Source organism: Pseudomonas sp. P4_B3, from assembly GCF_056402295.1.
In genome coordinates, this window is record NZ_JBFUHR010000022.1 from 52,897 (window position 1) to 75,750 (window position 22,854).

Sequence of the window (22,854 nt, forward strand, 5' to 3'; positions counted from 1 at the left end):
GCAGGTCAGGCAAGTCTAGCGTTCGAGCCAGATCAAGGAAGCAAATCGACCGGTACGAGGATTTCGCCGGTAAGAGAAGAAGCGCGGATCGGTTACTGTGCAGAATCCGCCACCATAGACTGCGGTGACACCGCGAACCGCCAGACGCAAGCGGGCCAGCATATAGATGTCGGCCATGAACTTGCCGGCGTTTACGCTTGGCACAAAAGCCTCAGCCGCTTGCGGCAACTGTGTCACGAAGGTTTCGCGTACCTCCGGGCCAACCTCAAAGGCTTTCGGACCAATGGCCGGACCCAGCCACACCAACACATCGGCAGGAGGTACAGCCAGACTGTCGAGCGTGGCTTCCAGCACACCCGCCGCCAACCCGCGCCAACCGGCATGAGCCGCTGCGACTCGAGTGCCGGCGCGGTCGCAAAACAATGCTGGCAGGCAGTCAGCAGTCATCGCCGCACAGGCGATACCGGGTGTCGACGTCCAACTGGCATCGGCAGTGTCCACCCGGCCCGGATCGGCATGGGCCACGACGATGCCGTGGACCTGCTGCAGCCAGGCCGGTTGCATGGAGAAATGATCGGTAAGGCGACGGCGATTCTCGGCAACAGCTTCAGGGCTGTCGTCGACGTGATCGCCGAGGTTGAGGCTGTCGAACGGCGCCACACTGACGCCGCCCGCACGGGTGGTTACACAGGCTTTGACCCCGGCCGGCGCGGGCCAGTCAGGAATCAGCCAGTCACTCATCCGATGAACGCCTCGCGGTCTTGCTTGAGCAGGGTCAGCAGCCAGACGAAGTCTTCCGGCAACGGCGATTCCCAGCTCATGCGCTTACCGGTGGTCGGATGATCCAGTTCCAGGAAACGCGCATGCAGCGCCTGACGCGGGAAGTTTTTCAGGGATTCGACCATGGTTGGGTTGGCTGCCGGCGGAATACGGAAACGACCACCGTAGGCGGGATCTCCGACCAACGGGTAGTTGATGTGCGCCATGTGCACGCGAATCTGGTGCGTACGGCCGGTTTCCAGCTTCACCCGCACGTGGGTGTGGGAGCGGAAACGCTCTAGCACGCGGTAATGGCTGACGGCTTGCTTGCCACCTTCCATCACGGCCATGCGCTGGCGCTGCTGGCCGTGACGACCGATCGGCGCGTTGATCTTGCCGCCAGCGGTCACTACACCGATCACGATGCACTCGTAGATCCGGCTGACGCTACGGCTCTGCAACTGTGTCACCAACTGCGTCTGCGCTTGAATGGTCTTGGCCACCACCATCAGACCGGTGGTGTCCTTGTCCAGGCGATGCACGATACCGGCGCGGGGCACATTGATGATGTCCGGCACGTGGTGCAGCAAGGCGTTGAGCAGGGTGCCATCGGCATGACCGGCAGCCGGGTGTACCACCAGGCCCGCAGGCTTGTTGATCACCAGGATGTCGTCGTCTTCGTAGACGATGTCCAGGGCAATGTCTTGAGCGACCCATTCGCCCTGAGCTTCCTGCTCGGCAGTCAACTCAAGGATGGCGCCGCCATGGACGATGTCTCGCGGGCGGATAACCGCCCCATCCACAGTCAGGCGGCCGTCTTTGATCCAGGCGGAAAGGCGCGAGCGCGAGTGCTCAGCGAATAATTGTGCGGCGACTTGATCGAGGCGTTGGCCGCCCAATTCGGACGGCACCTCTGCGCGAAGTTCAATTTTATCGGACATGCTCAGACTAGGCGTCGGCACAGCCTTTGGTTTCGGCTGCGCGCTTGTGGTTAAATACGGCGTCTTTTGCCCCGAGGCTATTCAACGGGGCGTTCATCATAACAGGACGGCCACGCCCAAGACAGCGGCCGTCATAGGGACGCAAGCCGCCATGCAAGTGAAACACCTGCTGCTGATCGCCATCCTCGCATTGACCGCTGCTTGCTCATCGAAGGAAGTCGTAGACGAAAACCTCAGTGAAGTCGAGCTGTACCAACAGGCTCAAAACGACCTGGACAACAGTAGCTACACCAGTGCCATTGCCAAGCTGAAGGCTCTGGAATCGCGTTATCCGTTCGGTCGTTATGCCGATCAGGCGCAACTCGAACTCATCTACGCCAACTACAAGAACACCGAGCCAGAAGCGGCCAAGTCCGCTGCGGAGCGCTTCATTCGTCTGCACCCACAGCATCCGAACGTCGATTACGCCTACTACCTCAAGGGCCTGACTTCTTTCGACCAGGACGTCGGCCTGCTGGCGCGCTTCCTGCCGCTGGACATGACCAAGCGTGACCCGGGCGCCGCCCGCGACTCCTACAACGAGTTCGCCCAGCTGACCAGCCGCTTCCCGAACAGCCGCTACGCGCCAGACGCCAAGCAGCGCATGATTTATCTGCGCAACCTGCTGGCGGCCTACGAAATTCACGTGGCCGACTACTACCTGACCCGTCAGGCCTATGTCGCCGCCGCGAACCGCGGTCGTTACGTGGTGGAAAACTTCCAGGAAACCCCTTCGGTCGGCGACGGCCTGGCGGTGATGACCGAAGCCTACCAGCGCCTGCATCTGGACGAACTGGCTGCCACCAGCCTGGAAACCCTGAAGCTCAACTACCCGAACCACCCGACGCTGGTGGACGGTCAGTTCGTGCCGACCGTGGCCGAAGCCGACAACCGTTCCTGGCTGAGCAAGGCGACCCTGGGCCTGATCGAGTCTCGTCCACCGCTGCCACCGGGCGAAACCCGCGCCAACCAGGACGTGCAGAGGCAGTTCCAGGACGCCAAGGACGCGATCCCGAGCGAGCTCAAACCTAAAGACGACAATGGCGAAGCGGTCGAAGAAGAAAATCACGAAGCGCAAGGCAACGACAGCGACCGTTCGTGGTTCAGCCACATGACATTCGGCGTGTTCGACTGACACCTTGGTGTGTGTAAAAAAGGGAGACTTTTTCAAGTCTCCCTTTTTTATTTCAGCGCTTTATTACACTGTGCGCCTGACAGGTCCTTGGCTAAACTGCCGGATCATCAGTCGAAAAGCAGCTCACCATGCTTCGTTTATTGTTCTGGATCGCCCTGATTGCCGCTGCAGTATGGTTCTGGCGCAAATTCAAGGGGCAGGCCTCCACCCCCAAGCCCCCTGCCGAACGGGAAGCGGCGCCAATGGTCCGTTGCGCCCATTGCGGCGTTCACCTGCCCCGTGACCGTGCGCTGAGCCTCGACCAGCAATGGTATTGCAGCCAGGCTCATCTCGAGCAAGACAAGGGCTCCAGAGGCCGCTGACACCTCACCCGAAATGGCGACCGATTGAGAACTATCGCGCGCCCCCAAGGAACTGAAAGGCATCGATCGACGTCTGACGCAGATTATTCAAGATCACTCTCTGCGAATGAACCGGGTAATCGAAAACGTCCTGCACCTGCAGCGCCGCGAGCAAATGTCGCCGCTACGGCTCGACCTGAAATCACTGGAAATACTCGATAATGAAGCCCCAGCCCGCCATATCAAAGGCCTGGGGCTTTATCTGTCCGGCCAGCCGGGCGAAAGCATTCTGTCCCGCCTAGACTTCAAAGCACGCCAGGAAGACGGCTGCTTTTGCATGACCTATGCTCACGGACGAACCCCACGTTGAACACGAGACCACGACAAAAAGTCTTGATCGTCGATGACGAACCAGACATTCGCGAACTCCTGGAAATCACCCTGGGAAGGATGAAACTGGAGACGTTCAACGCCCGCAACGTCGGCGAAGCGCAATCCCTGCTCAAACGCGAAACCTTCGATCTATGCCTGACCGACATGCAATTGCCGGACGGTACCGGCCTGGAGCTGGTGCAGCACATCCAGCAAAGCCACCCTCAGGTCCAGGTGGCAATGATCACTGCCTATGCCAGTCTCGAAACCGCGATCAATGTGCTCAAGGCCGGGGCATTCGACTTCCTGACCAAACCGGTGGACCTTACGCGCCTGCGTGAACTGGTCACCAGCGCCCTGCTGGTTCCTGCCCGCGGGGCTGGCATCAATCGATGTTTGTTGGGCGACTCATTACCCATGCGCAACCTGCGTAAACACATCACCAAACTGGCCAGCAGCCATGCGACGGTATACATCAGCGGAGAATCCGGCAGCGGCAAGGAGTTGGTCGCACGCCTGATCCACGATCAAAGCCCCCGCGCCAATCAGCCATTCATTGCGATCAACTGCGCGGCGATTCCTTCGGAACTGTTGGAGAGTGAGTTTTTCGGCCATCGCAAAGGTAGTTTCAGCGGCGCCATCGAAGACAAACCCGGCCTGTTCCAGACAGCTCACGGCGGCACGCTGCTCCTCGACGAAGTGGCTGACCTGCCGCTGACAATGCAAGTCAAACTGCTGCGCGCGATTCAGGAGAAAGCCGTACGCAGCGTCGGCGGGCAGCAGGAAGTGGCGGTGGATGTGCGCATTCTCTGCGCCACGCACAAGGACCTTGGCGCCGAAGTTGCCGCCGGACGATTTCGTCATGATCTTTACTACCGCTTGAACGTGATCGAACTCCCGGTGCCGCCCTTGCGCGAGCGTCGCGATGACATCGAAATGCTGGCCAGCCACATACTCAAGCGCCTGGCCGCCGATACCGGTCAACCTGCTGCGAGACTCCACCCCCAGGCCCTCGATGCGCTGAAAAGCTATCGCTTCCCGGGCAATGTGCGGGAACTGGAAAACATGCTCGAACGGGCGCACACCTTGTGTGAGAACAAACAGATCGAAGCCGGCGACCTGCGCCTGGCTGAAGGCAACTGTGGGGCTGAAGGTGGCGTGCCGGACCTGACCCGGATCGACAATCTGGAAACCTACCTCGAAAACGTCGAACGCCAATTGCTGCTCCAGGCCCTGGAGGAAACCCGCTGGAACCGCACGGCGGCGGCTCAGCGGTTGAACCTGTCATTCAGGTCGATGCGTTACAGGCTCAAGAAGTTGGGATTGGATTGATGCTTTAAAAAGATCGCAGCCTGCGGCAGCTCCTACCTGGGAGCGTACATTCTGCAGGAGCTGCCGCAGGCTGCGATCTTTTGTGCTTGCTTCAAAGTCTTCCGGCAGGCGCATAAGGCGCCGGATCGATAATCGGCGCCCGGCCCAGCATCACATCGGCAAACAGCTGGCATGACGCCGGAGCCAACACCAGCCCGTTACGGTAATGCCCGCAGTTGAGCCAGAGCCCGTCAAACCCCGGCACCGGGCCGATATAAGGAATGCCCTCGGGTGATCCCGGGCGCAATCCGGCCCAATGCCCCACCACTTCAGCATCGACCAGCGCCGGGATCAATTCCACCGCGGACGCCTTCAGGCTTTCCAGTGCCGACCCGGTCGGCGTCTTGTCAAAGCCTTCATGCTCCAGCGTGCTGCCGATCAGTATGTGCCCGTCGCGCCGGGGAATCGCATAACGGCCCTTGGCCAGGACCATGCTCGGCAGGAAATCCGCCGCACACTTGTAGAGAATCATCTGCCCTTTCACCGGCTCGACCGGCAGCGTCAGATCAAGAAGCTTGAGCAAATCACCGCTCCAGGCCCCCGCCGTCAGGACGACTTGATCGCCCAGGACAGTACCAGTGGAGGTCTGTACGCCGACCACTTTATTGCCGTCACGAACAAACCCGCTGACTTCGCACTGCTCATGAATCGTCACGTTCGGCAGCGCCAGCAACGCGGCCTTGAGTGACTTCACCAGACGCGGATTACGCACGTTGGCGACGTTGGCCATGTAGATCGCCCGGGAAAAACCGCTGCCCAGCACCGGCACGGCGTCATGGGCCGCCAAAATATCCACCGCACTCAACGGACGATTTTCCCGGGCGGCCCATGCCAGCGCTTCAGCCTCGTCATCCAGATCCAGCCAGTACAGACCAGTGGTGTGCACTTCAGGATCAACACCGGTGGCGGCAAACAAGCGCTCGCCCAGTTGCGGGTAGAAGTCCTGGGACCAGTGAGCCAACGCGGTGACCGCTGGGCTGTAGCGCCACGGGTAAAGCGGCGAAACGATGCCGCCACCCGCCCAGGACGATTCCTGGCCGACGCTCGAGCGATCCAGCAGCACAACGCTTTGCACTTCGGAGGCGAGATTGAAGGCCGTCAGCAAACCAATCACCCCACCGCCGACAATCACCACTTGCTGTTGCCTGGTCATGTTCTGATCCAATCGTTAAATAGACAGAGAGTGCAAAGGCACCCGAAAAAACTCAGCGCCCCCAGCAGTCTTTGCTGGTCAGACCGGATTTTGCGTTGACCATGCCGAGGACCCCGGTATTGGTGATGGTCAGATCACCACACTTGTCAGTGGCCATGCTCGAGTCAGCCTTGCGCACCGCCGTCAACAGGAAGGTCTGGTCGGTCAGGGTCGGTGTGATGGCATAGTAATCATTGCCGGCACTGAGGCCCGTCGCATCGGTGTAGGCATTTTTTTGCGAGTAGAAGCGCTCCAGCAGCTGCGCCTGCTCCGAGAGCAGACCGGCCACTTCTGCGCGACGGCCCTTGTTCAGGTATTCGGTGAAACTCGGGGCAGCAATGGTCATGACAATCCCGATGATCGCAATCACGATCATGATTTCGATCAGGGTAAAACCGCGGTTGGAACTACGCATGCCTCAACTCTCACTTACTGTATTTGTCGCCACATGATGCGACGGCTGCCGCCGGATTTTTCCATCCCCGCAGTACCGTCGCCAGTGGAATCGTTCACGGCCCCGTCCTGGGTCGAATGCTCGCCGATAAAGATCACGCCATCGGATAGTGTGTCGCTGTTGTCGACCACTCCATCGGCGTTGCTGTCGAGCATCTTAACGCTGATCGCCTCCGGCAGCTTCAGGCAGACGGCTTTCAACCCCTGATTGCTGTGGTAAAAACCGTACCAGTTGCCATTGGCCAGACAGGTTGGCCGGTTCAGCGCTGGCGAATCCGCTGACGTGGCAGCGTGCGCCGACATCGACAGGTCAAGCGCGACTACGACATAGATCAGTTGTGACCATAACCTGACAGGTCGCTCAGTACTTCGCATAGATGCTCTCCACCACACTGCGCGAATGCCCTGCGATGCCGACCGCCGTTACCCGATACAAGGTCGCCGGGGTATTGATGGGCACATTCACCGCATTTCGGCTGACACCGATATTTTGCACGCCATAAAAGCCCTTGCCCGATGCAACCCAGGTCACGCCTGAAGAGGCGTTGAAACCGGCAGCAGTAATAGTCGAAGACTCGGACGGTGGTGCGCATTGAACGATGCCGCTACAAACAGGTAACGCATAACTGTCCCGCCGCACGGCACTCTCGCCCACCCGCAATGCGGCTTCGGCACTCTGGAACGACTGATTGCGCAAGGCGACGCCACCGGCCATTTTTTCCTGCAGGGTAGCGCTCTGCATCGATGAAAGACCAATCAACGTCAGCAAGAGCAGGAACACCAGACTGACCAACAGTGCCATGCCGCGCTGGGTATCACACGTCATGGGAGACCGACTCATTGGCACCCTCTCATGGCAAGCGGTTGCGCAGAGCGGCAACCACGTTGAAGGTTTGATCGCTCACCCGGTGATTCGGATCGAAGAGGGTCAGGCTCAGGCGAACGCTACGAATCAGCGCGGGGTCCGGCGGGTTGCTACTGTAGCGCGAGGCAGCCAGATCAGTGGCTGTACTGGCCAGGCCGAAGCTCACGTCGAAAGCGCTGACGTTGTCCACCAATACCTGGTCTGCTGCGGCCCCGCCTTTCATCAGCAGTTGGTTGTTGCTGAAGCTGTAAATCAGCCGCCGGATCGGAAAGGCCAGTTGCCCTGCCACTGGCGTCCGACCTTCACTGTAGGCCGTCGAATTGGTTCGACAATCGGAAAGCACGGTCCAGTCCGGCTTGCCGCCATTGCCGCCGACATCCGCCGTAACCAGCGTCAACTTGCGGCCGCCGTTGTCCCAACGGATCGGTGCTAGCTGACTGGCATGGAAATCACCTTTCTCACTTGAATCGGTGATCGTTTCCAGACAACCGAACATCCCGACCATGCGGACTTCCTGAATCATTTTGCTCAACACGAAACGTGCGTCCTCCTGCATGTTCGCGGCAGCGTTCTGGCTGAGATAAGTGTTCTTGGCTGCGATAAAAACCTGTACCACGCCCAGCACCACAACCAGGCTCAAAGCCATGGCGATCAGCAGCTCGACCAGGCCAAACCCCTTGCTGCGGCGACTCACGGGGTCACCACCGGATCAATGGCCGTGCGACTGGTCAGGACGAAGCTGCGCCGCGAGTCGGCGGCCTTCGCAGCCCGTGAGTCGTCCCAGGTTATCGTGATGGTGTACACCTTCTGATTGACGGTGACACTGCCCGTCGCGGAGGCACCGAGTGAACTGACAATGCTGGCGTTGAAATCAAACAGGTCCTGATCCCGGGTAACGTCCGGATTGCCCGAAGCCGGCGGCGCAATCGTGTAATCCGCAGCGGCGTTGGCGCGAATGCGGTCCATCAGGTCGTAGGCGATAAAACTGGCCTGACTGGTCATGCGCGCGCTGTCCGTGTATTTCAACGCATTGAGCTGAAACGCCGCTGCCCCCAGCAACCCCACTCCCAGAATGACTAACGCCACCAGGACTTCGATCAGCGTCATGCCCTCTTGCGTGCGCTTGCTCCCTGCTTTCATCCGCAATTTCCACCCAATAGAATTCGTCCGTTCAAACACACCGTCAGCGTCCTGCCTTGTGCTCCCCGCCCATAGCTGATCACCACCTCTGAGGACGGTGATGACAATCCGCCCATACTGTTGAAATCGATGAAAGTCAGGCCTGAGGTTAGCGCCAGAGTTGCGCTGCTGCTCATCGCCGGAACAACCCGCAATACATTGGCCAAAGCGCCTGTACCGTCGTAAACCGCCAGCTCCCCGCTCCAGGCATCCCCACCGGCCGTCGGGCGCACCCGTGTGGTGTTGCCCCGATCGATGGCTTCGAGCCGGGCAAAATTCAGGGCTCGTCGCAGGTCAGCGATTTCAGTATCAGCCCTGGTTGTTTGCGTCGAGCGGGTAAACGCCGGAACAGCCAGAGTCAGCAAAATCAGAAGGATCGCGAGCGCGACCAGCAACTCGATCAGCGTGAAACCTTTTGTAGGATGATCCATCGGGGCCTTCTGTTTCCTTCAGCTATACCTGCCCTTACGCGGCACAACATTCGAGCGATGCGGTGCGTTTGCGTTGGCATTTCTCGCGCAGGGATTGCGCGAGCCACAGCACGCCACGGAGGGATATGTCATGCGGCAACAAGGCTTCAGCCTGATCGAACTGCTCATGGGACTGGCAATTACGGGAATTGTTCTGCATTTGGTCAGCCCGACATACGGAGCACTCATCGAGTCGAACCAAAGAGAGCAAGCGGCACAGGCTCTTTCCAGCGGTATTCGCACCGCCCGGACTGAAGCCATCGTCCGCAACCAGGCCGTGGTGATTCACGGCATCAATGGCGACTGGAGCCAAGGCTGGCGGATGATTCTGGATATCAGCGGCAAGGGGGAAATGGACAGCGACAATCCACTGCTGGCCGAACGCCAGAGCGGCGCACGAGTGTCGATTGTGGGGAACGGTACGGTCGAAAGCTCAATACGCTTCAGAGGTCAGGGCGAGCCACTGTTTGGAGGGACATTGCACATTTGCGCCGTTCGCGACCCGGTGAGCCAACATCAAGTGGTGTTGGCACGGACCGGTCGCGTCAGCCTGCGCAACGACAAGGCTGAGCAGGCGTTATGCAAAGAAAGGAATAAATTCAGAGCAACGAGCGAACGCGCAGTTCTTTAGGCATCGAGAACGTGATGTTCTCCTCGCGACCGGCCAGTTCATCGGCACCGGTAGCCCCCCAGGCCTGCAACTGCTGGATCACGCCGCGCACCAGGACTTCCGGGGCAGAGGCGCCAGCGGTGATGCCGATATGCTCGACACCGTCGAACCAGCTCTTTTGCAGGTCTTCGGCACCGTCGATCAGGTAGGCCGGAGTGGACATGCGTTCCGCCAATTCGCGCAAGCGATTGGAGTTGGAGCTGTTCGGGCTGCCGACCACCAGCACCACGTCGCACTCGTCGGCCAGTTGCTTGACCGCGTCCTGACGGTTTTGCGTGGCATAGCAAATGTCGTCCTTGCGCGGCCCACCGATGGCCGGGAAGCGCGAACGCAGAGCGTCGATAACGCGGCTGGTATCGTCCATCGACAAGGTTGTCTGGGTCACGAAGGCGAGCGTTTCAGGGTTGTTCACCTGCAACGCCGCGACATCTTTCTCGTCTTCGACCAGGTAGATCGCGCCACCACTGCTGGCATCGTACTGGCCCATGGTGCCTTCGACTTCCGGGTGACCGGCGTGGCCGATGAGAATGCACTCTCGGCCGTCACGGCTGTAGCGCGCCACCTCAATGTGGACTTTGGTCACCAGCGGGCACGTGGCGTCGAACACTTTCAGCCCACGGCCAGCCGCTTCGCTGCGCACAGCCTGGGAAACGCCGTGGGCACTGAAGATCACAATGACGTCGTCCGGCACCTGGTCCAGCTCTTCGACGAAGATCGCACCACGGGAGCGCAGGTCTTCGACGACAAACTTGTTGTGAACCACTTCATGGCGCACGTAGATCGGTGGCCCGAAGACTTCCAGGGCGCGGTTGACGATTTCGATCGCCCGGTCCACACCGGCGCAGAAGCCACGGGGATTGGCGAGTTTGATTTGCATGCTGTGCCTCGTGTCTTGCCCTGTAGGAGCGAGCTTGCTCGCGAAATCCTAAAGGACACCGCGTTAATTCAGAAGAACGCGTATTCGTTAACGATCATCGCGAGCAAGCTCGCTCCTACTGAAAAGCAGTTACAGCGCTTTGACGGAAATGATTTCCACGTCAAAGGTCAGCGTCTTGCCAGCCAGCGGGTGGTTGAAGTCGATGGTCACTTGCGCATCATCGAACTCTTTCACCACGCCTGGCAACTCAGTATTGGCCGCATCGTTGAAGATCACCAGCAAGCCAGGCGACAGTTCCATGTCCTGGAACTGCGAGCGCGGGATGATCTGCACGTTTTGCGGGTTCGGCTGGCCGAAAGCGTTTTCCGGCTCGATGCTCAGCGTACGCTTGTCACCGGCCTTGAAACCGAACAGGGCCGCTTCGAAACCTGGCAACAGGTTGCCGTCACCGACCTTGAAGGTCGCCGGGGCCTTGTCGAAGGTGCTGTCCACGGTGTCGCCGTTCTCCAGGCGCAATGCGAAATGCAAGGTGACTTCCGTGTTCTGGCCGATGCGTTGCTCAGCCAATACCTGTTCAGTCATGAACGGTTTCTCCGGTCTTTTTACTTTTGAACATATCCAGTGCCAGCATGACAGCACCAACCGTGATTGCACTGTCGGCAAAGTTGAACGCCGGGAAATACCAGCGGTTCTGCCAATGCACCAGAATGAAATCGATCACATGGCCCAGGGCAATGCGGTCATACAGATTGCCCAGTGCGCCGCCGAGTACCAGTGCCAGCGCAACCGCCAGCCAGGTCTCGTTGCGCCCCAGACGCTTGAGCCACACCACCAGCACCGCACTGACCACGACAGCGATCAACGCGAACAGCCAGCGCTGCCAGCCGGAGCTGTCAGCCAGAAAGCTGAACGCCGCACCGGTGTTATAAGCCAGGGTCCAGCTGAAGTAATCGGGGATCACCACGATTTGCTGGTACATCTTCAGCGAGCCTTCGAAGTAGAACTTGCTGGCCTGGTCGATGACCAGGACCAGCAAACTCAACCAGAGCCAGCTCAGCCGTCCGAAACGGCCAACGGCATTAGGCATAGTGACGGACCTCGCCAGCGCCGCTGATGTTATCCACGCAACGGCCGCAGATTTCCGGATGCTCCGGGTTCACACCGACGTCTTCACGGCAGTGCCAGCAACGGGCGCACTTGGCGAAGGCCGACTTGACGATCTTCAGCTTCAGGCCGCTGACTTCGGTGACCACGGCATCGGCCGGTGCCTGCACCAATGGCGCGACACTGGCGGTCGAAGTGATCAGCACGAAGCGCAGTTCGTTGCTCAGCTTGGCCAGGTCGGCGGTCAGCGCGTCTTCGGCGAACAGCGTCACTTCGGCTTGCAGGTTGCCACCGACAGCCTTGGCCGCGCGCTGGATTTCCATTTCTTTGTTGACCGCGACCTTGACCGCCATGATCCGGTCCCAGTAAGCGCGATCCAGCTCGAAGCCTTGCGGCAATTCGGTCAGGCCTTCGTACCAGGTGTTGAGCATGACGGACTCGTTACGCTCGCCCGGCAGGTACTGCCACAGTTCGTCGGCGGTGAACGCCAGGATCGGCGCGATCCAGCGCACCAACGCCTCGCAGATGTGGAACAGCGCGGTCTGGCACGAACGACGGGCCTTGCTGTCGGCGCCAGTGGTGTACTGACGGTCCTTGATGATGTCGAGGTAGAAGCCGCCCAGTTCCTGCACGCAGAAGTTGTGGATCTTCGAGTACACGTTCCAGAAGCGGTACTCGCCGTAGTGCTCTTGCAGCTCGCGTTGCAGCAGCAGGGTACGGTCTACGGCCCAACGGTCCAGAGCTAACATTTCTTCGGCTGGCAGCAGGTCGGTGGCCGGGTTGAAGCCGGTCAGGTTCGAAAGCAGGAAACGCGCGGTGTTACGGATACGCCGGTAGGCGTCCGCACTGCGTTGCAGGATCTGCTCGGAAACCGCCATTTCGCCCGAATAGTCGGTCGAAGCAACCCACAGACGCATGATGTCGGCGCCCAGGGTGTCGTTGACTTTCTGTGGCGCGATCACGTTGCCCAAAGACTTGGACATCTTGCGGCCGGACTCGTCGACAGTGAAGCCGTGAGTCAGCAGTTCGCGATACGGTGCGTGGTTGTCGATGGCGCAACCGGTCAGCAGCGACGAGTGGAACCAGCCACGGTGTTGGTCCGAGCCTTCCAGGTACAGGTCGGCGCGTGGGCCGGTTTCGTGGCCCATCGGGTGCGAACCGCGCAGGACGTGCCAGTGCGTGGTACCCGAGTCGAACCAGACGTCCAGGGTGTCGCTGATCTTGTCGTATTGCGGCGCTTCATCGCCCAGCAGCTCCGCGGCGTCCAGCTTGAACCAGGCTTCGATGCCTTCTACTTCAACGCGCTTGGCAACGATTTCCATCAGCTCGACGGTACGTGGGTGCAGCTCACCGCTTTCCTTGTTCAGGAAGAACGGGATCGGCACGCCCCAATTGCGCTGACGGGAAATGCACCAGTCCGGACGATTGGCGATCATCGAGTGCAGGCGCGCCTGGCCCCAGGCCGGAACGAACTGGGTCTCTTCGATGGCTTTGAGCGAGCGCTGGCGCAGGGTGTCGCCGGTGGTCGGCTGCTTGTCCATGCCGATGAACCACTGCGCGGTGGCGCGGTAGATCAGCGGGGTCTTGTGGCGCCAGCAGTGCATGTAGCTGTGTTCAATGATAGTGGTGTGCAGCAGCGCACCGACTTCGGTCAGCTTGTCGACGATGGCCGGGTTGGCCTTCCAGATGAACTGGCCACCGAAGAACTCCAGCGACGGTACGTAAACGCCGTTGCTTTGTACCGGGTTGAGGATGTCGTCGTTGACCATGCCGTACTTCTTGCAGGTCACGAAGTCGTCTACGCCGTAGGCCGGAGCGGAGTGAACCACACCGGTGCCGGCGCCCAGTTCAACGTAGTCGGCCAGGTAAACCGGCGACAGACGGTCGTAGAACGGGTGACGGAAGTTGATCAGTTCCAGCGCCGAACCGGAGGCAGTAGCGATTACCGAACCTTCCAGCGAGTAGCGCGCCAGGCACGACTCGACCAGCTCTTCGGCCAACACCAGCAGTTTGTCGCCGGCATCGACCAGGGCGTAGTTGAATTCCGGGTGGACGTTCAGCGCCTGGTTGGCCGGGATGGTCCACGGGGTGGTGGTCCAGATCACGATCGAGGCAGGCTTGGCCAGCGATGGCAGACCGAAGGCGGCAGCCAGTTTGGCTTCATCGGCAATCGGGAAGGCCACGTCGATGGTCGAGGACTTCTTGTTCTCGTACTCGACTTCCGCCTCGGCCAGGGCCGAACCGCAGTCGAAGCACCAGTTAACAGGCTTCAAGCCCTTGAACACGAAACCGCCCTTGACGATTTCGGCCAGGGCACGGATTTCCCCGGCCTCGTTCTTGAAGTCCATGGTCTTGTACGGGTTGGCGAAGTCGCCCAGCACACCCAGACGGATGAACTCGGACTTCTGCCCTTCGATCTGCTCGGTGGCGTAGGCCCGGCACAGCTCGCGGGTCTTGTCTGCACCCAGGTTCTTGCCGTGGGTCACTTCGACTTTGTGCTCGATCGGCAGGCCATGACAATCCCAACCCGGGACATAAGGCGCGTCGAAGCCCGACAGGGTCTTCGAACGAATGATCATGTCCTTGAGAATCTTGTTCAGCGCATGACCGATGTGAATCGAGCCGTTGGCGTACGGAGGGCCGTCGTGCAATACGAACTTCGGACGATCCTTGCCAATCTCGCGCAACTTTCCGTACAGGCCAATGCTGTCCCAGCGCTGCAGAATCTGCGGTTCGCGCTGAGGCAGGCCGGCCTTCATTGGGAAGGCGGTGTCCGGAAGGTTTAGCGTGGCTTTATAGTCGGTCATTTAAGGCTCTTCATTAGCGATGGGCGCTAGGTGCGGCTAGTGCACGGGCGGCGGCGACATCCGCGTTGATCGCCGTTTTCAACGCCTCCAGAGAGGCGAAACGCTGCTCTTCACGCAGCTTGTGGTGGAAAACCACCGTTAAACGCCGGTCATACAGATCGCCGGCAAAATCTAAAAGATGTATTTCGAGGTGGGCCTTGCCATCACCTTGAACCGTGGGCCGCACGCCGATATTGGCGACGCCGGGCCAGGTCTTGCCGTCGATGTCGACGTTGACCAGGTAAACCCCGGAAAGCGGAACGCGACGGCGCTTGAGTTGTATGTTGGCCGTGGGCGTACCCAACTGGCGAGCCAGTTTCTGGCCGTGCAGCACCCGCCCGGTAATCTGGAACGGCCGACCGAGCAGTCGCTCGGCCAAGGCAAAATCAGCTGCAGCCAGGGCATTGCGGACCTGAGTGCTGCTGACGCGAATACCGTCCAGCTCAACGGTTTGCGCCGCCTCGACGGTAAAGCCCTGAACGATGCCGGCTTGTTGCAGGAAATCGAAATCCCCTACGCGGTCGCAGCCGAACCGGAAGTCGTCACCGACTTCAAGGTGCTGTACGCCAAGGCCGTCCACCAGGATGGTATCAACGAATTCGCTGGCGCTGAGCTTGCTCAGCCGCTGGTTGAAGGCCAGGCACAGGACGCGGTCGACACCTTCGTCGGCCAGCAGCTGCAGTTTGTCCCGCAGCCGGGCCAGACGGGCCGGGGCCGTGTCCGGGGCGAAAAATTCTCGCGGCTGCGGCTCGAAAATCACAACGCAGCTGGGCACGCCCAACTCGAGCGCACGTTCACGCAGCCGCGCCAGGATAGCCTGGTGACCACGGTGAACACCGTCAAAGTTGCCAATAGTGGCGACACAGCCCCGATGCTGGGGGCGCAGATTGTGGAGGCCTCGAACCAGCTGCATAACGCGCTTCTTGCTCATAAAGTGGTCGATTATAACCACACCCGGCGGCCGACGACAGGCAACACCGTAACCCAAAGTGATCGAGCCGACAAAACTGTCGGCTCGCCCGTGTTTATCGAAGCCAGAACCTCTATTCCAGCGTCTTGCGATTGAAGTCGCGCAAACGGAAACCCATCAACACTAACATGCCGAAATAAGCCACTACACCCGCCGCCACCAACGCCCCCAGACGCAAGAAGCGCTCGAGCATATGTCCCTGATCCCAGGCTGGCATAAAGTGCATCACACCCAACAATACCGCGGACATCACCGCCACCGCGACCAGCAGTTTGAACGCGAACTTCGCCCAGCCCGGCTGCGGCTGGTACATCTGCTGTTTGCGCAGTTGATAGAACAGCAAACCGGCATTGAGGCAGGCGCCAGCACTGATCGCCAAGGCCAGGCCCGCGTGAGCCAGCGGCCCGATCAGCATCAAGTTGAACAACTGGGTGACCACCAGGGTGAAAATCGCAATTTTTACCGGTGTGCGGATGTTTTGTTGCGCATAAAAGCCGGGGGCCAGCACTTTGATCACGATAATCCCGAGCAAACCGACCGAATAAGCGATCAGGGCACGCTGGGTCATCGATGCATCAAACGCATTGAACTGGCCGTACTGGAACAAGGAAACCGTCAACGGCTCCGCCAGAATCCCCAATGCCAGCGAGCAAGGCAGCACCAATACGAAGCACAGGCGCAGACCCCAGTCGAGAATGCGCGAATACTCGTGACGATCCTTGTTGGCGTAGGTCTTGGCCAGGGTCGGCAGCAGAATCGTCCCCAGCGCGACGCCCAACACGCCGGACGGTAGCTCCATCAAACGGTCGGCGTAGTACATCCACGACACGGAACCGGCAACCAGGAACGAAGCGAAGATGGTGTTGATGATCAGCGAAATCTGGCTAACCGAGACACCGAGGATTGCTGGCAGCATTTGCTTCATTACGCGCCAGACGCCGGTGTCGCGCAGGTTCAGGCGTGGCAGCACCAGCATGCCGATCTTTTTCAGGTGCGGCAGTTGATAGAGCAACTGCGCCAGGCCACCCGTCAGAACCGCCCAGCCGAGCGCCATTACGGGCGGATCGAAATACGGCGTCAAAAACACCGAAAAGATGATCATGCTGACGTTCAGCAGGGTCGGCACGAAGGCTGGCACCGAAAAGCGATTCCAGGTATTGAGGATCGCGCCAGCCAACGACGACAGGGAAATCAGCAGGATGTAGGGAAAGGTCACCCGCAGCAGACTGGAGGTCAGCTCGAATTTTTCCGGCGTGTTGGTGAAACCCGGCGCGGTCACCCAGATGACCCACGGCGCGGCAATCATGCCCAACACGGTAACCAGCGCCAGCACCAGCGTCAGCAGGCCCGAGACGTAGGCAATGAAGGTTCGGGTCGCTTCCTCGCCCTTCTGGCTTTTGTATTCGGCAAGAATCGGCACGAACGCCTGGGAAAACGCCCCTTCGGCAAAGATCCGCCGCAGCAGATTGGGCAGTTTGAAGGCGATAAAGAAGGCGTCGGTCGCCATTCCCGCGCCAAATGCGCGCGCGATGAGGGTGTCCCGAACAAATCCCAGAACCCGGGAAAGCATCGTGATAGAGCTGACGGCGGCCAACGATTTGAGCAGATTCATGGAAAGAGTTTGTGCCTGTCGATAAACAGCAGGCGAACTACGCGCCTACTTATGCGATACTCCGCGCCGCAACAGCACAGAGCCAAAGCTCGCGAGTTTACAGGTCGCACGCTGGAAAGAAATCTCCAAGCTTGCTTCACCTACCACTTAGCGGAACGTCTCAACCGCCCTTGACAAGAACTCAACTCATCGGCATGATTCGCGGCCTATTTTGTTTGCTATTTCCTAAAAAGTCTTTCGAGGAGCTCGACGGTGGCCAACTCACCTTCCGCCAAAAAACGTGCAAAACAGGCTGAGAAGCGTCGCAGCCACAACGCCAGCCTGCGTTCCATGGTTCGTACCTACATCAAGAATGTAGTTAAGGCCATCGACGCAAAAGACGCTGCCAAAGCTCAAGCCGCTTACGTTCTGGCTGTGCCAGTTATCGACCGTATGGCCGATAAAGGCATCATCCACAAGAACAAGGCCGCTCGTCATAAGAGCCGCCTGAATGGCCACGTCAAGGCCCTGAACGTTGCCGCTGCCGCCTAAGCGACTCGTTCATTAAAAAACCGACCTCAGGGTCGGTTTTTTATTGCCTGCGATTTGTAGGAGCGAGCTCGCTCCTACATTGGCGATTTGCGTCAGATTATTGGGCGTGGGCCCACGGCAAAATCGGAATCGCCGTCACCGCATTCTGCGGACTGCCCTCGATCAAGCGATCGCTGTAGACCAGATACACCAGCGTATTGCGCTTCTTGTCGAGAAAGCGCACCACCTGCATGGTCTTGAACACCAGGGACGTGCGCTCCTTGAACACCTCGTCGCCATCCTTGAGTTCGCCCTTGAAGCTGATTGGCCCAACCTGACGACAGGCGATAGATGCCTCGGCACGATCCTCGGCCAACCCCAGACCACCCTTCACGCCGCCAGTCTTGGCCCGCGACAGGTAGCAGGTCACACCATCGACCTTGGGGTCATCAAAGGCCTCGACCACGATCCGGTCATTCGGCCCGACAAACTTGAACACCGTCGACACCTGACCGATCTCTTCGGCCGAAGCCAGCAGGGGCATCGCCAACAGCAACCCCAACAATCCTTTTGCCACGCGCATTCAGGTATTCCTTCAGACCAGAATCAGGTTATCGCGGTGAACCAGTTCCGGCTCCGCCATGTAACCCAACAGACCGACAATCGCCTCAGACGACTGACCAATGATTTTTTGTGCTTCCAGCGCACTGTAGTTGGCCAGGCCACGAGCGATCTCGCGACCGTCCGGCGCCACGCAGACCACCATCTCACCGCGACGGAAGCTGCCCTGCACCAATTTGACCCCAACCGGCAGCAAGCTCTTGTTGCCCTGGGACAACGCAATCACCGCACCCGCATCCAGCACCAGGGTGCCACGGGTTTGCAGGTGACCGGCCAGCCACTGCTTGCGTGCCGCCAGCATGCCGCGCTCCGGCGAGAGCAAAGTGCCGATGCGCTCGCCCGCCTTGAGGCGATCCAGCACGCGCTCGATGCGCCCACCAACGATGATGGTGTGAGCACCGGAACGGGCCGCCAGACGCGCAGCACGCAATTTGGTCTGCATGCCACCACGCCCCAGCGCACCACCGGTGCCGCCCGCCACCGCGTCGAGCGCCGGATCATCGGCACGCGCCTCGTAAATCAGCTGGGCATCCGGATTGTTGCGCGGATCAGCGTCGAACATGCCGTCGCGATCCGTCAGAATCACCAGCAAATCCGCCTCGACCAGGTTCGCCACCAGCGCTGCCAGGGTGTCGTTGTCGCCAAAACGAATTTCGTCGGTGACCACAGTGTCGTTCTCGTTGATCACCGGAATGACTTTCAGCTCGACCAGTGCACGCAAGGTACTGCGAGCATTCAGGTAGCGCTTGCGGTCGGACAGGTCGTCATGGGTCAGGAGAATCTGCGCGGTATGCCGGCCATGCTCGGCAAAGCTCGATTCCCAGGCCTGCACCAACCCCATCTGACCGATTGCAGCAGCGGCCTGGAGCTCGTGCATCGCACTGGGTCGCGAGGTCCAGCCCAGACGGCTCATACCGGCCGCCACCGCCCCGGAGGACACCAGCACCAGCTCGACACCCGCCTCATGCAAGGCCACCATCTGCTCAACCCAGACACCCATTGCCGCGCGATCCAGGCCTTTGCCGTCCGCCGTCAGCAAAGCGCTGCCGATCTTCACGACCCAACGCTGCGCACCTGTCACCTTGCTCCGCATCATCTTCAACCTTAGCTTGAGGACAGCGCGACCTAGCACTGCCCGTGACGTTATTCGTGGTTATTCGTGACCAACAATCGATTTCCAGATACCAAAACGCCGCTCGATTGAGCGGCGCTTAAGTTTATCGCAACGAATCAGTCACGCACGTAAATGATTTCCGGACCGTCTTCGTCATCCACATCTTCTTCGTCCCAATCATCGTCACCGATGTCGTGGACCGACTTCACGCCGCTGCGACGCAGGGCACGCTTGTCATCCAGCGCCTGCAGTTGCGCGCGAGCTTCGTCTTCGATGCGCTGATCGAGATCGGCCAGCTCTTCCTTGTAAGCTGGGTCATTGGCCAGGCGATCAGCACGATCTTCCATGTAACGCATGATGTCGTGGCACAGACGCTCGGTACCGAGCTTGGAGATGGCCGAGATCACGTAGACCGGACCAGTCCATTCCAGGCGATCAACGATTTCCTTGACGCGAGCATCGTGCTCCTCATCAAGGATCTGGTCGCACTTGTTCAGGACCAGCCAGCGATCACGCTCCGCCAGGGACGGGCTGAACTTGATCAGCTCGTTGACGATCACTTCAGCGGCATCCGGTGCGCTGGCGTCATCCAGCGGCGCCATGTCCACGAGGTGCAGCAGCAGGCGCGTACGCGCCAAGTGCTTGAGGAAGCGAATACCCAGACCAGCACCTTCGGAAGCGCCTTCGATCAAACCCGGAATATCGGCAATGACGAAGCTCTTCCAGCGATCGACGCTGACCACACCCAGGTTCGGCACCAGCGTGGTGAACGGGTAGTCGGCAACTTTCGGCTTGGCAGCCGAAACCGAACGGATAAAAGTACTTTTACCGGCGTTCGGCAAGCCCAGCAGACCTACGTCAGCCAGTACCTTCATTTCCAGCTTCAGGTCGCGCTGCTCACCCGGCTTGCCCGGAGTAGTCTGGCGCGGCGCACGGTTGGTACTGGATTTGAAACGGGTGTTGCCCAGACCGTGCCAGCCGCCCTGCACTACCATCAATTTCTGACCAGCCTTGGTCAGGTCACCGATGACCTCCTGAGTCGCGGAGTCGATCACCGTGGTGCCGACCGGAACGCGCAGGATCAGGTCTTCACCCTTCTTGCCGGTGCAGTCGGTGCTGCCGCCGTTGGAACCACGCTCGGCATCGAAGTGCCGGGTGTAACGGTAGTCCACCAGGGTGTTGAGGTTTTCGTCGGCCATCATGTAGATGGAACCGCCGTCACCGCCATCACCGCCGTTCGGACCACCGTTCTCGATAAATTTTTCCCGACGGAAACTCATGGCGCCATTGCCGCCGTCACCAGCCTTTACGCGAATCGATACTTCATCAACAAACTTCATAACAAACGCCTCTCGCCATACGGACGAGCCGAAAAACAATCAAGACATAAGACTCTTGCAAAAATGAGCGCAGCGACCCCAAACCACGACACCTACATCGTACGCCAACAGCCCATACAAACAGCTTTGCAAGAGACTCACCCCACAAACGAAAAAGCCCCGTCGCGAGACAGGGCTTTTCCAGCGATCGCGCAATTAAGCCGCGACTACGCTCACGTAACGACGACCGAAGGCGCCTTTTACTTCGAACTTGATCACGCCTTCGACTTTAGCGAAGAGGGTGTGATCCTTACCCATGCCAACGCCGTAGCCAGCGTGGAATTGGGTGCCGCGCTGACGCACGATGATGTTGCCTGCTTTGATAGCCTGGCCGCCATACATCTTCACGCCAAGGCGTTTGGCTTCTGAGTCGCGACCGTTACGGGTACTACCACCAGCTTTTTTGTGTGCCATGAGTTCAATTCTCCTAGTGAGGAATTAGGCTGAAATTAAGCCTGAATACCGGTGATTTTGATCTCGGTGTACCACTGGCGGTGGCCCATACGCTTCATGTGGTGCTTACGACGACGGAACTTGATGATGCGGACTTTATCGTGACGACCTTGGGAGATCACTTCAGCCACAACGGTAGCACCAGCAACAACTGGAGCGCCGATATTCACGTCGTCACCGTTGGCAACCAACAGAACGCGATCAAAGGTAACGGATTCGCCGGTAGCGATTTCCAGTTTTTCGATCTTCAGGTATTCACCTGGGGCGACTTTGTACTGCTTGCCGCCAGTAACGATTACTGCATAAGACATGGTATTTCTCCGATAATCCTGCTCACCCAGCTCTTTATAAGAAGAGGTATTGGCTGGCATGGCTGCATGGGGCTGGAGGCCCGCTTGCAATTGCGTAAGGCAGGTGCTGCCCAGGAAGTTCAGGGTGCGCGATTGTACGCAAGCCACGAGCGCCTTGCAAGGGGCCGTCCATCGCGCCTTGACAGGCCCGGACGCGGGTCCTAGCATGCCGCGCAACCCTTCTGGAGCGACTGTCGCTGATGCAACCCCAAGCTTTCTACCGCGCGGTGGCGGACGATTTTAGCGCCGTCGACGGCATCATCAAGAAGCAGCTGACTTCGCGCGTGCCGCTGGTCTCGAAAATCGGCGATTACATTACCTCGGCCGGCGGTAAACGCCTGCGTCCTTTATTGGTGCTGCTGTGTGGCAAGGCCCTGGGTCGCGAAGGCGATGACCTGCGCCTGCTGGCCGCGACCATCGAGTTTCTGCACACCGCCACCCTGCTGCATGACGATGTGGTCGACATGTCCGGCATGCGCCGTGGCCGCTCGACCGCCAACGCCATGTGGGGCAACGCGCCAAGCGTGCTGGTGGGTGATTTCCTGTATTCGCGCTCGTTCGAAATGATGGTCGAGCTGGGCTCGATGCCAGTGATGAAGATCCTGTCGCAGGCCACGCGCATCATCGCTGAAGGCGAAGTGTTGCAGCTATCGAAGGTTCGTGACGCCAGCACCACCGAAGAAACCTACATGGAAGTCATCCGCGGCAAGACCGCGATGCTCTTCGAAGCCTCGACCCACAGTGCTGCCGCCCTGTGCGAAGCCACGCCGAAACAGGCCGAAGCCCTGCGTACATTCGGGGATCACCTGGGGGTGGCCTTCCAACTGGTCGACGACCTGCTGGACTACAAAGGCGACGCCGAAACCCTGGGCAAGAACGTCGGTGACGATCTGGCCGAAGGCAAGCCGACCCTGCCGCTGATCTACACCATGCGTGAAGGCACACCGGAGCAGGCCGCCCTGGTGCGCAAGGCGATCCAGAAAGGCGGAATCGAAGATCTGGAAAGCATCCGCGAAGCCGTGGAAGCCTCGGGCTCGCTGGAGTACACCGCGCAACTGGCCCGCGATTATGTGGCCCGTGCGATCAAGTGCCTCGAAACGCTGCCGCCGAGCGAGTTTCGCGATGCCTTGGTCGAGTTGAGCGAGTTCGCGGTAGCCCGCACGCATTGATACGCCCTCTGTAGGAGCTGGCTTGTCGGGTCGCCGCATCGCAGCGAAGGCGGTGTTTCAGA

Annotated in this window: 27 protein-coding genes and 1 pseudogene; 8 read left to right on the plus strand and 20 right to left on the minus strand. The window is 59.5% G+C overall.

The window, feature by feature from the left end:
* Positions 1-15 precede the first annotated feature (15 nt).
* Positions 16-741: a peptidoglycan editing factor PgeF gene (gene pgeF, locus AC1DWG_RS24030; RefSeq protein WP_477753701.1), complete on the minus strand. Its 726-nt coding sequence runs from the start codon at positions 739-741 to the stop codon at positions 16-18.
* A complete protein-coding gene (gene rluD, locus AC1DWG_RS24035) occupies positions 738-1,700 on the minus strand; it encodes a 23S rRNA pseudouridine(1911/1915/1917) synthase RluD (protein WP_007990414.1) in 963 nt (320 codons plus the stop codon). Before rluD ends, pgeF begins: the two co-directional genes overlap by 4 nt.
* A gap of 151 nt (positions 1,701-1,851) precedes the next feature.
* Between rluD and AC1DWG_RS24040 the strand changes: the two genes are divergently transcribed.
* From AC1DWG_RS24040 to AC1DWG_RS24055, 4 genes and pseudogenes are all read left to right on the plus strand, one after another.
* On the plus strand, positions 1,852-2,874 hold the full coding sequence (locus AC1DWG_RS24040; RefSeq protein WP_477753702.1) for an outer membrane protein assembly factor BamD: 1,023 nt from the start codon (positions 1,852-1,854) through the stop codon (positions 2,872-2,874).
* A gap of 128 nt (positions 2,875-3,002) precedes the next feature.
* Positions 3,003-3,236, plus strand: a complete 234-nt coding sequence (locus AC1DWG_RS24045; protein WP_223454819.1) for a PP0621 family protein — start codon at positions 3,003-3,005, stop codon at positions 3,234-3,236.
* Positions 3,237-3,264: 28 nt separating this feature from the next.
* A pseudogene (locus AC1DWG_RS24050) lies at positions 3,265-3,585 on the plus strand (hypothetical protein); the annotation flags it as partial.
* Positions 3,582-4,919 carry a sigma-54-dependent transcriptional regulator gene (locus tag AC1DWG_RS24055; RefSeq protein WP_477764640.1) on the plus strand — a complete coding sequence of 446 codons (1,338 nt, stop codon included), beginning with the start codon at positions 3,582-3,584 and terminating at the stop codon, positions 4,917-4,919. The pseudogene AC1DWG_RS24050 and the gene AC1DWG_RS24055, both read left to right, overlap by 4 nt.
* A gap of 91 nt (positions 4,920-5,010) precedes the next feature.
* Here the strand turns inward: AC1DWG_RS24055 and thiO are convergent, their stop codons facing one another.
* From thiO to AC1DWG_RS24090, 7 genes are read right to left on the minus strand one after another with little or no spacing between them, the layout of a single operon-like run.
* A complete protein-coding gene (thiO, locus tag AC1DWG_RS24060; RefSeq protein WP_477764641.1) occupies positions 5,011-6,111 on the minus strand; it encodes a glycine oxidase ThiO in 1,101 nt (366 codons plus the stop codon).
* A gap of 52 nt (positions 6,112-6,163) precedes the next feature.
* Positions 6,164-6,565, minus strand: coding sequence for a type IV pilin protein (locus tag AC1DWG_RS24065; RefSeq protein WP_414875864.1), 402 nt, complete (start codon positions 6,563-6,565; stop codon positions 6,164-6,166).
* Between the two features lie 14 nt (positions 6,566-6,579).
* Complete coding sequence (locus AC1DWG_RS24070; RefSeq protein ID WP_477764642.1) at positions 6,580-6,978, minus strand: hypothetical protein; 399 nt, start codon at positions 6,976-6,978, stop codon at positions 6,580-6,582.
* Positions 6,965-7,444, minus strand: a complete 480-nt coding sequence (locus AC1DWG_RS24075) for a pilus assembly PilX family protein (protein WP_477753707.1) — start codon at positions 7,442-7,444, stop codon at positions 6,965-6,967. Before AC1DWG_RS24075 ends, AC1DWG_RS24070 begins: the two co-directional genes overlap by 14 nt.
* A gap of 10 nt (positions 7,445-7,454) precedes the next feature.
* Positions 7,455-8,162, minus strand: coding sequence for a PilW family protein (locus tag AC1DWG_RS24080; RefSeq protein ID WP_477753708.1), 708 nt, complete (start codon positions 8,160-8,162; stop codon positions 7,455-7,457).
* Positions 8,159-8,608: a type IV pilus modification protein PilV gene (pilV, locus tag AC1DWG_RS24085; protein ID WP_477753709.1), complete on the minus strand. Its 450-nt coding sequence runs from the start codon at positions 8,606-8,608 to the stop codon at positions 8,159-8,161. The genes AC1DWG_RS24080 and pilV overlap by 4 nt, the downstream gene beginning before the upstream one ends.
* Positions 8,605-9,078, minus strand: a complete 474-nt coding sequence (locus tag AC1DWG_RS24090) for a GspH/FimT family pseudopilin (RefSeq protein WP_477764645.1) — start codon at positions 9,076-9,078, stop codon at positions 8,605-8,607. Before AC1DWG_RS24090 ends, pilV begins: the two co-directional genes overlap by 4 nt.
* Before the next feature lie 130 nt (positions 9,079-9,208).
* On the opposite strand from AC1DWG_RS24090, the gene AC1DWG_RS24095 reads away from it, so the two are divergent.
* Positions 9,209-9,748 (plus strand): GspH/FimT family pseudopilin, encoded by a 540-nt coding sequence (locus AC1DWG_RS24095; protein WP_477753711.1) that lies wholly within the window; start codon positions 9,209-9,211, stop codon positions 9,746-9,748.
* Here the strand turns inward: AC1DWG_RS24095 and ispH are convergent.
* From ispH to ribF, 5 genes are all read right to left on the minus strand, one after another.
* A complete protein-coding gene (gene ispH, locus AC1DWG_RS24100) occupies positions 9,717-10,664 on the minus strand; it encodes a 4-hydroxy-3-methylbut-2-enyl diphosphate reductase (RefSeq protein ID WP_477753712.1) in 948 nt (315 codons plus the stop codon). The two genes, AC1DWG_RS24095 and ispH, sit on opposite strands and share 32 nt — an antisense overlap.
* A 129-nt stretch (positions 10,665-10,793) precedes the next feature.
* On the minus strand, positions 10,794-11,231 hold the full coding sequence (gene fkpB, locus AC1DWG_RS24105) for an FKBP-type peptidyl-prolyl cis-trans isomerase (RefSeq protein WP_172435403.1): 438 nt from the start codon (positions 11,229-11,231) through the stop codon (positions 10,794-10,796).
* 7 nt (positions 11,232-11,238) lie between these two features.
* Positions 11,239-11,751 carry a signal peptidase II gene (gene lspA, locus AC1DWG_RS24110; RefSeq protein ID WP_477764647.1) on the minus strand — a complete coding sequence of 171 codons (513 nt, stop codon included), beginning with the start codon at positions 11,749-11,751 and terminating at the stop codon, positions 11,239-11,241.
* Complete coding sequence (gene ileS / locus AC1DWG_RS24115) at positions 11,744-14,575, minus strand: isoleucine--tRNA ligase (protein WP_477753714.1); 2,832 nt, start codon at positions 14,573-14,575, stop codon at positions 11,744-11,746. The genes lspA and ileS overlap by 8 nt, the downstream gene beginning before the upstream one ends.
* Before the next feature lie 13 nt (positions 14,576-14,588).
* Positions 14,589-15,527 carry a bifunctional riboflavin kinase/FAD synthetase gene (gene ribF, locus AC1DWG_RS24120; protein ID WP_477753715.1) on the minus strand — a complete coding sequence of 313 codons (939 nt, stop codon included), beginning with the start codon at positions 15,525-15,527 and terminating at the stop codon, positions 14,589-14,591.
* Between ribF and AC1DWG_RS24125 the strand changes: the two genes are divergently transcribed.
* On the plus strand, positions 15,435-15,680 hold the full coding sequence (locus AC1DWG_RS24125) for a hypothetical protein (RefSeq protein ID WP_458237013.1): 246 nt from the start codon (positions 15,435-15,437) through the stop codon (positions 15,678-15,680). The genes ribF and AC1DWG_RS24125 overlap by 93 nt on opposite strands.
* Here AC1DWG_RS24125 and murJ read toward each other — a convergent pair.
* On the minus strand, positions 15,658-17,196 hold the full coding sequence (gene murJ, locus AC1DWG_RS24130) for a murein biosynthesis integral membrane protein MurJ (RefSeq protein WP_477753716.1): 1,539 nt from the start codon (positions 17,194-17,196) through the stop codon (positions 15,658-15,660). The genes AC1DWG_RS24125 and murJ overlap by 23 nt on opposite strands.
* A 252-nt stretch (positions 17,197-17,448) precedes the next feature.
* On the opposite strand from murJ, the gene rpsT reads away from it, so the two are divergent.
* Entirely contained in the window at positions 17,449-17,727 is a 279-nt protein-coding gene (gene rpsT, locus AC1DWG_RS24135; RefSeq protein ID WP_007970922.1) for a 30S ribosomal protein S20, read from the plus strand.
* A gap of 97 nt (positions 17,728-17,824) precedes the next feature.
* On the opposite strand, the gene AC1DWG_RS24140 is transcribed toward rpsT, so the two are convergent.
* The 5 genes from AC1DWG_RS24140 to rplU form a co-directional block, all read right to left on the minus strand.
* Entirely contained in the window at positions 17,825-18,289 is a 465-nt protein-coding gene (locus tag AC1DWG_RS24140; RefSeq protein WP_008022496.1) for a CreA family protein, read from the minus strand.
* A 12-nt stretch (positions 18,290-18,301) separates the two neighbouring features.
* Complete coding sequence (gene proB, locus AC1DWG_RS24145; RefSeq protein ID WP_150727089.1) at positions 18,302-19,420, minus strand: glutamate 5-kinase; 1,119 nt, start codon at positions 19,418-19,420, stop codon at positions 18,302-18,304.
* A 137-nt stretch (positions 19,421-19,557) separates the two neighbouring features.
* Positions 19,558-20,781: an Obg family GTPase CgtA gene (gene cgtA, locus AC1DWG_RS24150; protein WP_008052064.1), complete on the minus strand. Its 1,224-nt coding sequence runs from the start codon at positions 20,779-20,781 to the stop codon at positions 19,558-19,560.
* Between the two features lie 195 nt (positions 20,782-20,976).
* Complete coding sequence (gene rpmA, locus AC1DWG_RS24155) at positions 20,977-21,234, minus strand: 50S ribosomal protein L27 (RefSeq protein ID WP_003281574.1); 258 nt, start codon at positions 21,232-21,234, stop codon at positions 20,977-20,979.
* A gap of 35 nt (positions 21,235-21,269) precedes the next feature.
* Complete coding sequence (gene rplU, locus AC1DWG_RS24160) at positions 21,270-21,584, minus strand: 50S ribosomal protein L21 (RefSeq protein WP_003176051.1); 315 nt, start codon at positions 21,582-21,584, stop codon at positions 21,270-21,272.
* Positions 21,585-21,823: 239 nt separating this feature from the next.
* Between rplU and AC1DWG_RS24165 the strand changes: the two genes are divergently transcribed.
* Positions 21,824-22,792 carry a polyprenyl synthetase family protein gene (locus tag AC1DWG_RS24165; RefSeq protein ID WP_477764648.1) on the plus strand — a complete coding sequence of 323 codons (969 nt, stop codon included), beginning with the start codon at positions 21,824-21,826 and terminating at the stop codon, positions 22,790-22,792.
* The last annotated feature ends 62 nt before the right edge of the window (positions 22,793-22,854 follow it).

What these genes read in the sequence shown, in the direction of transcription:
- AC1DWG_RS24065 (WP_414875864.1), bottom strand. Translation starts at nt 6,565, where the DNA reads ATGCGTAGTTCCAACCGCGGTTTTACCCTGATCGAAATCATGATCGTG.
- AC1DWG_RS24070 (WP_477764642.1), bottom strand. Translation starts at nt 6,978, where the DNA reads ATGCGAAGTACTGAGCGACCTGTCAGGTTATGGTCACAACTGATCTAT.
- rplU (WP_003176051.1), bottom strand. Translation starts at nt 21,584, where the DNA reads ATGTCTTATGCAGTAATCGTTACTGGCGGCAAGCAGTACAAAGTCGCC.
- cgtA (WP_008052064.1), bottom strand. Translation starts at nt 20,781, where the DNA reads ATGAAGTTTGTTGATGAAGTATCGATTCGCGTAAAGGCTGGTGACGGC.
- AC1DWG_RS24095 (WP_477753711.1), top strand. Translation starts at nt 9,209, where the DNA reads ATGCGGCAACAAGGCTTCAGCCTGATCGAACTGCTCATGGGACTGGCA.
- AC1DWG_RS24165 (WP_477764648.1), top strand. Translation starts at nt 21,824, where the DNA reads ATGCAACCCCAAGCTTTCTACCGCGCGGTGGCGGACGATTTTAGCGCC.
- proB (WP_150727089.1), bottom strand. Translation starts at nt 19,420, where the DNA reads ATGCGGAGCAAGGTGACAGGTGCGCAGCGTTGGGTCGTGAAGATCGGC.
- lspA (WP_477764647.1), bottom strand. Translation starts at nt 11,751, where the DNA reads ATGCCTAATGCCGTTGGCCGTTTCGGACGGCTGAGCTGGCTCTGGTTG.
- ispH (WP_477753712.1), bottom strand. Translation starts at nt 10,664, where the DNA reads ATGCAAATCAAACTCGCCAATCCCCGTGGCTTCTGCGCCGGTGTGGAC.
- AC1DWG_RS24045 (WP_223454819.1), top strand. Translation starts at nt 3,003, where the DNA reads ATGCTTCGTTTATTGTTCTGGATCGCCCTGATTGCCGCTGCAGTATGG.
- murJ (WP_477753716.1), bottom strand. Translation starts at nt 17,196, where the DNA reads ATGAATCTGCTCAAATCGTTGGCCGCCGTCAGCTCTATCACGATGCTT.
- rpmA (WP_003281574.1), bottom strand. Translation starts at nt 21,234, where the DNA reads ATGGCACACAAAAAAGCTGGTGGTAGTACCCGTAACGGTCGCGACTCA.
- rluD (WP_007990414.1), bottom strand. Translation starts at nt 1,700, where the DNA reads ATGTCCGATAAAATTGAACTTCGCGCAGAGGTGCCGTCCGAATTGGGC.
- AC1DWG_RS24040 (WP_477753702.1), top strand. Translation starts at nt 1,852, where the DNA reads ATGCAAGTGAAACACCTGCTGCTGATCGCCATCCTCGCATTGACCGCT.
- AC1DWG_RS24090 (WP_477764645.1), bottom strand. Translation starts at nt 9,078, where the DNA reads ATGGATCATCCTACAAAAGGTTTCACGCTGATCGAGTTGCTGGTCGCG.
- ribF (WP_477753715.1), bottom strand. Translation starts at nt 15,527, where the DNA reads ATGCAGCTGGTTCGAGGCCTCCACAATCTGCGCCCCCAGCATCGGGGC.
- thiO (WP_477764641.1), bottom strand. Translation starts at nt 6,111, where the DNA reads ATGACCAGGCAACAGCAAGTGGTGATTGTCGGCGGTGGGGTGATTGGT.
- AC1DWG_RS24075 (WP_477753707.1), bottom strand. Translation starts at nt 7,444, where the DNA reads ATGAGTCGGTCTCCCATGACGTGTGATACCCAGCGCGGCATGGCACTG.
- AC1DWG_RS24140 (WP_008022496.1), bottom strand. Translation starts at nt 18,289, where the DNA reads ATGCGCGTGGCAAAAGGATTGTTGGGGTTGCTGTTGGCGATGCCCCTG.
- ileS (WP_477753714.1), bottom strand. Translation starts at nt 14,575, where the DNA reads ATGACCGACTATAAAGCCACGCTAAACCTTCCGGACACCGCCTTCCCA.
- pilV (WP_477753709.1), bottom strand. Translation starts at nt 8,608, where the DNA reads ATGAAAGCAGGGAGCAAGCGCACGCAAGAGGGCATGACGCTGATCGAA.
- pgeF (WP_477753701.1), bottom strand. Translation starts at nt 741, where the DNA reads ATGAGTGACTGGCTGATTCCTGACTGGCCCGCGCCGGCCGGGGTCAAA.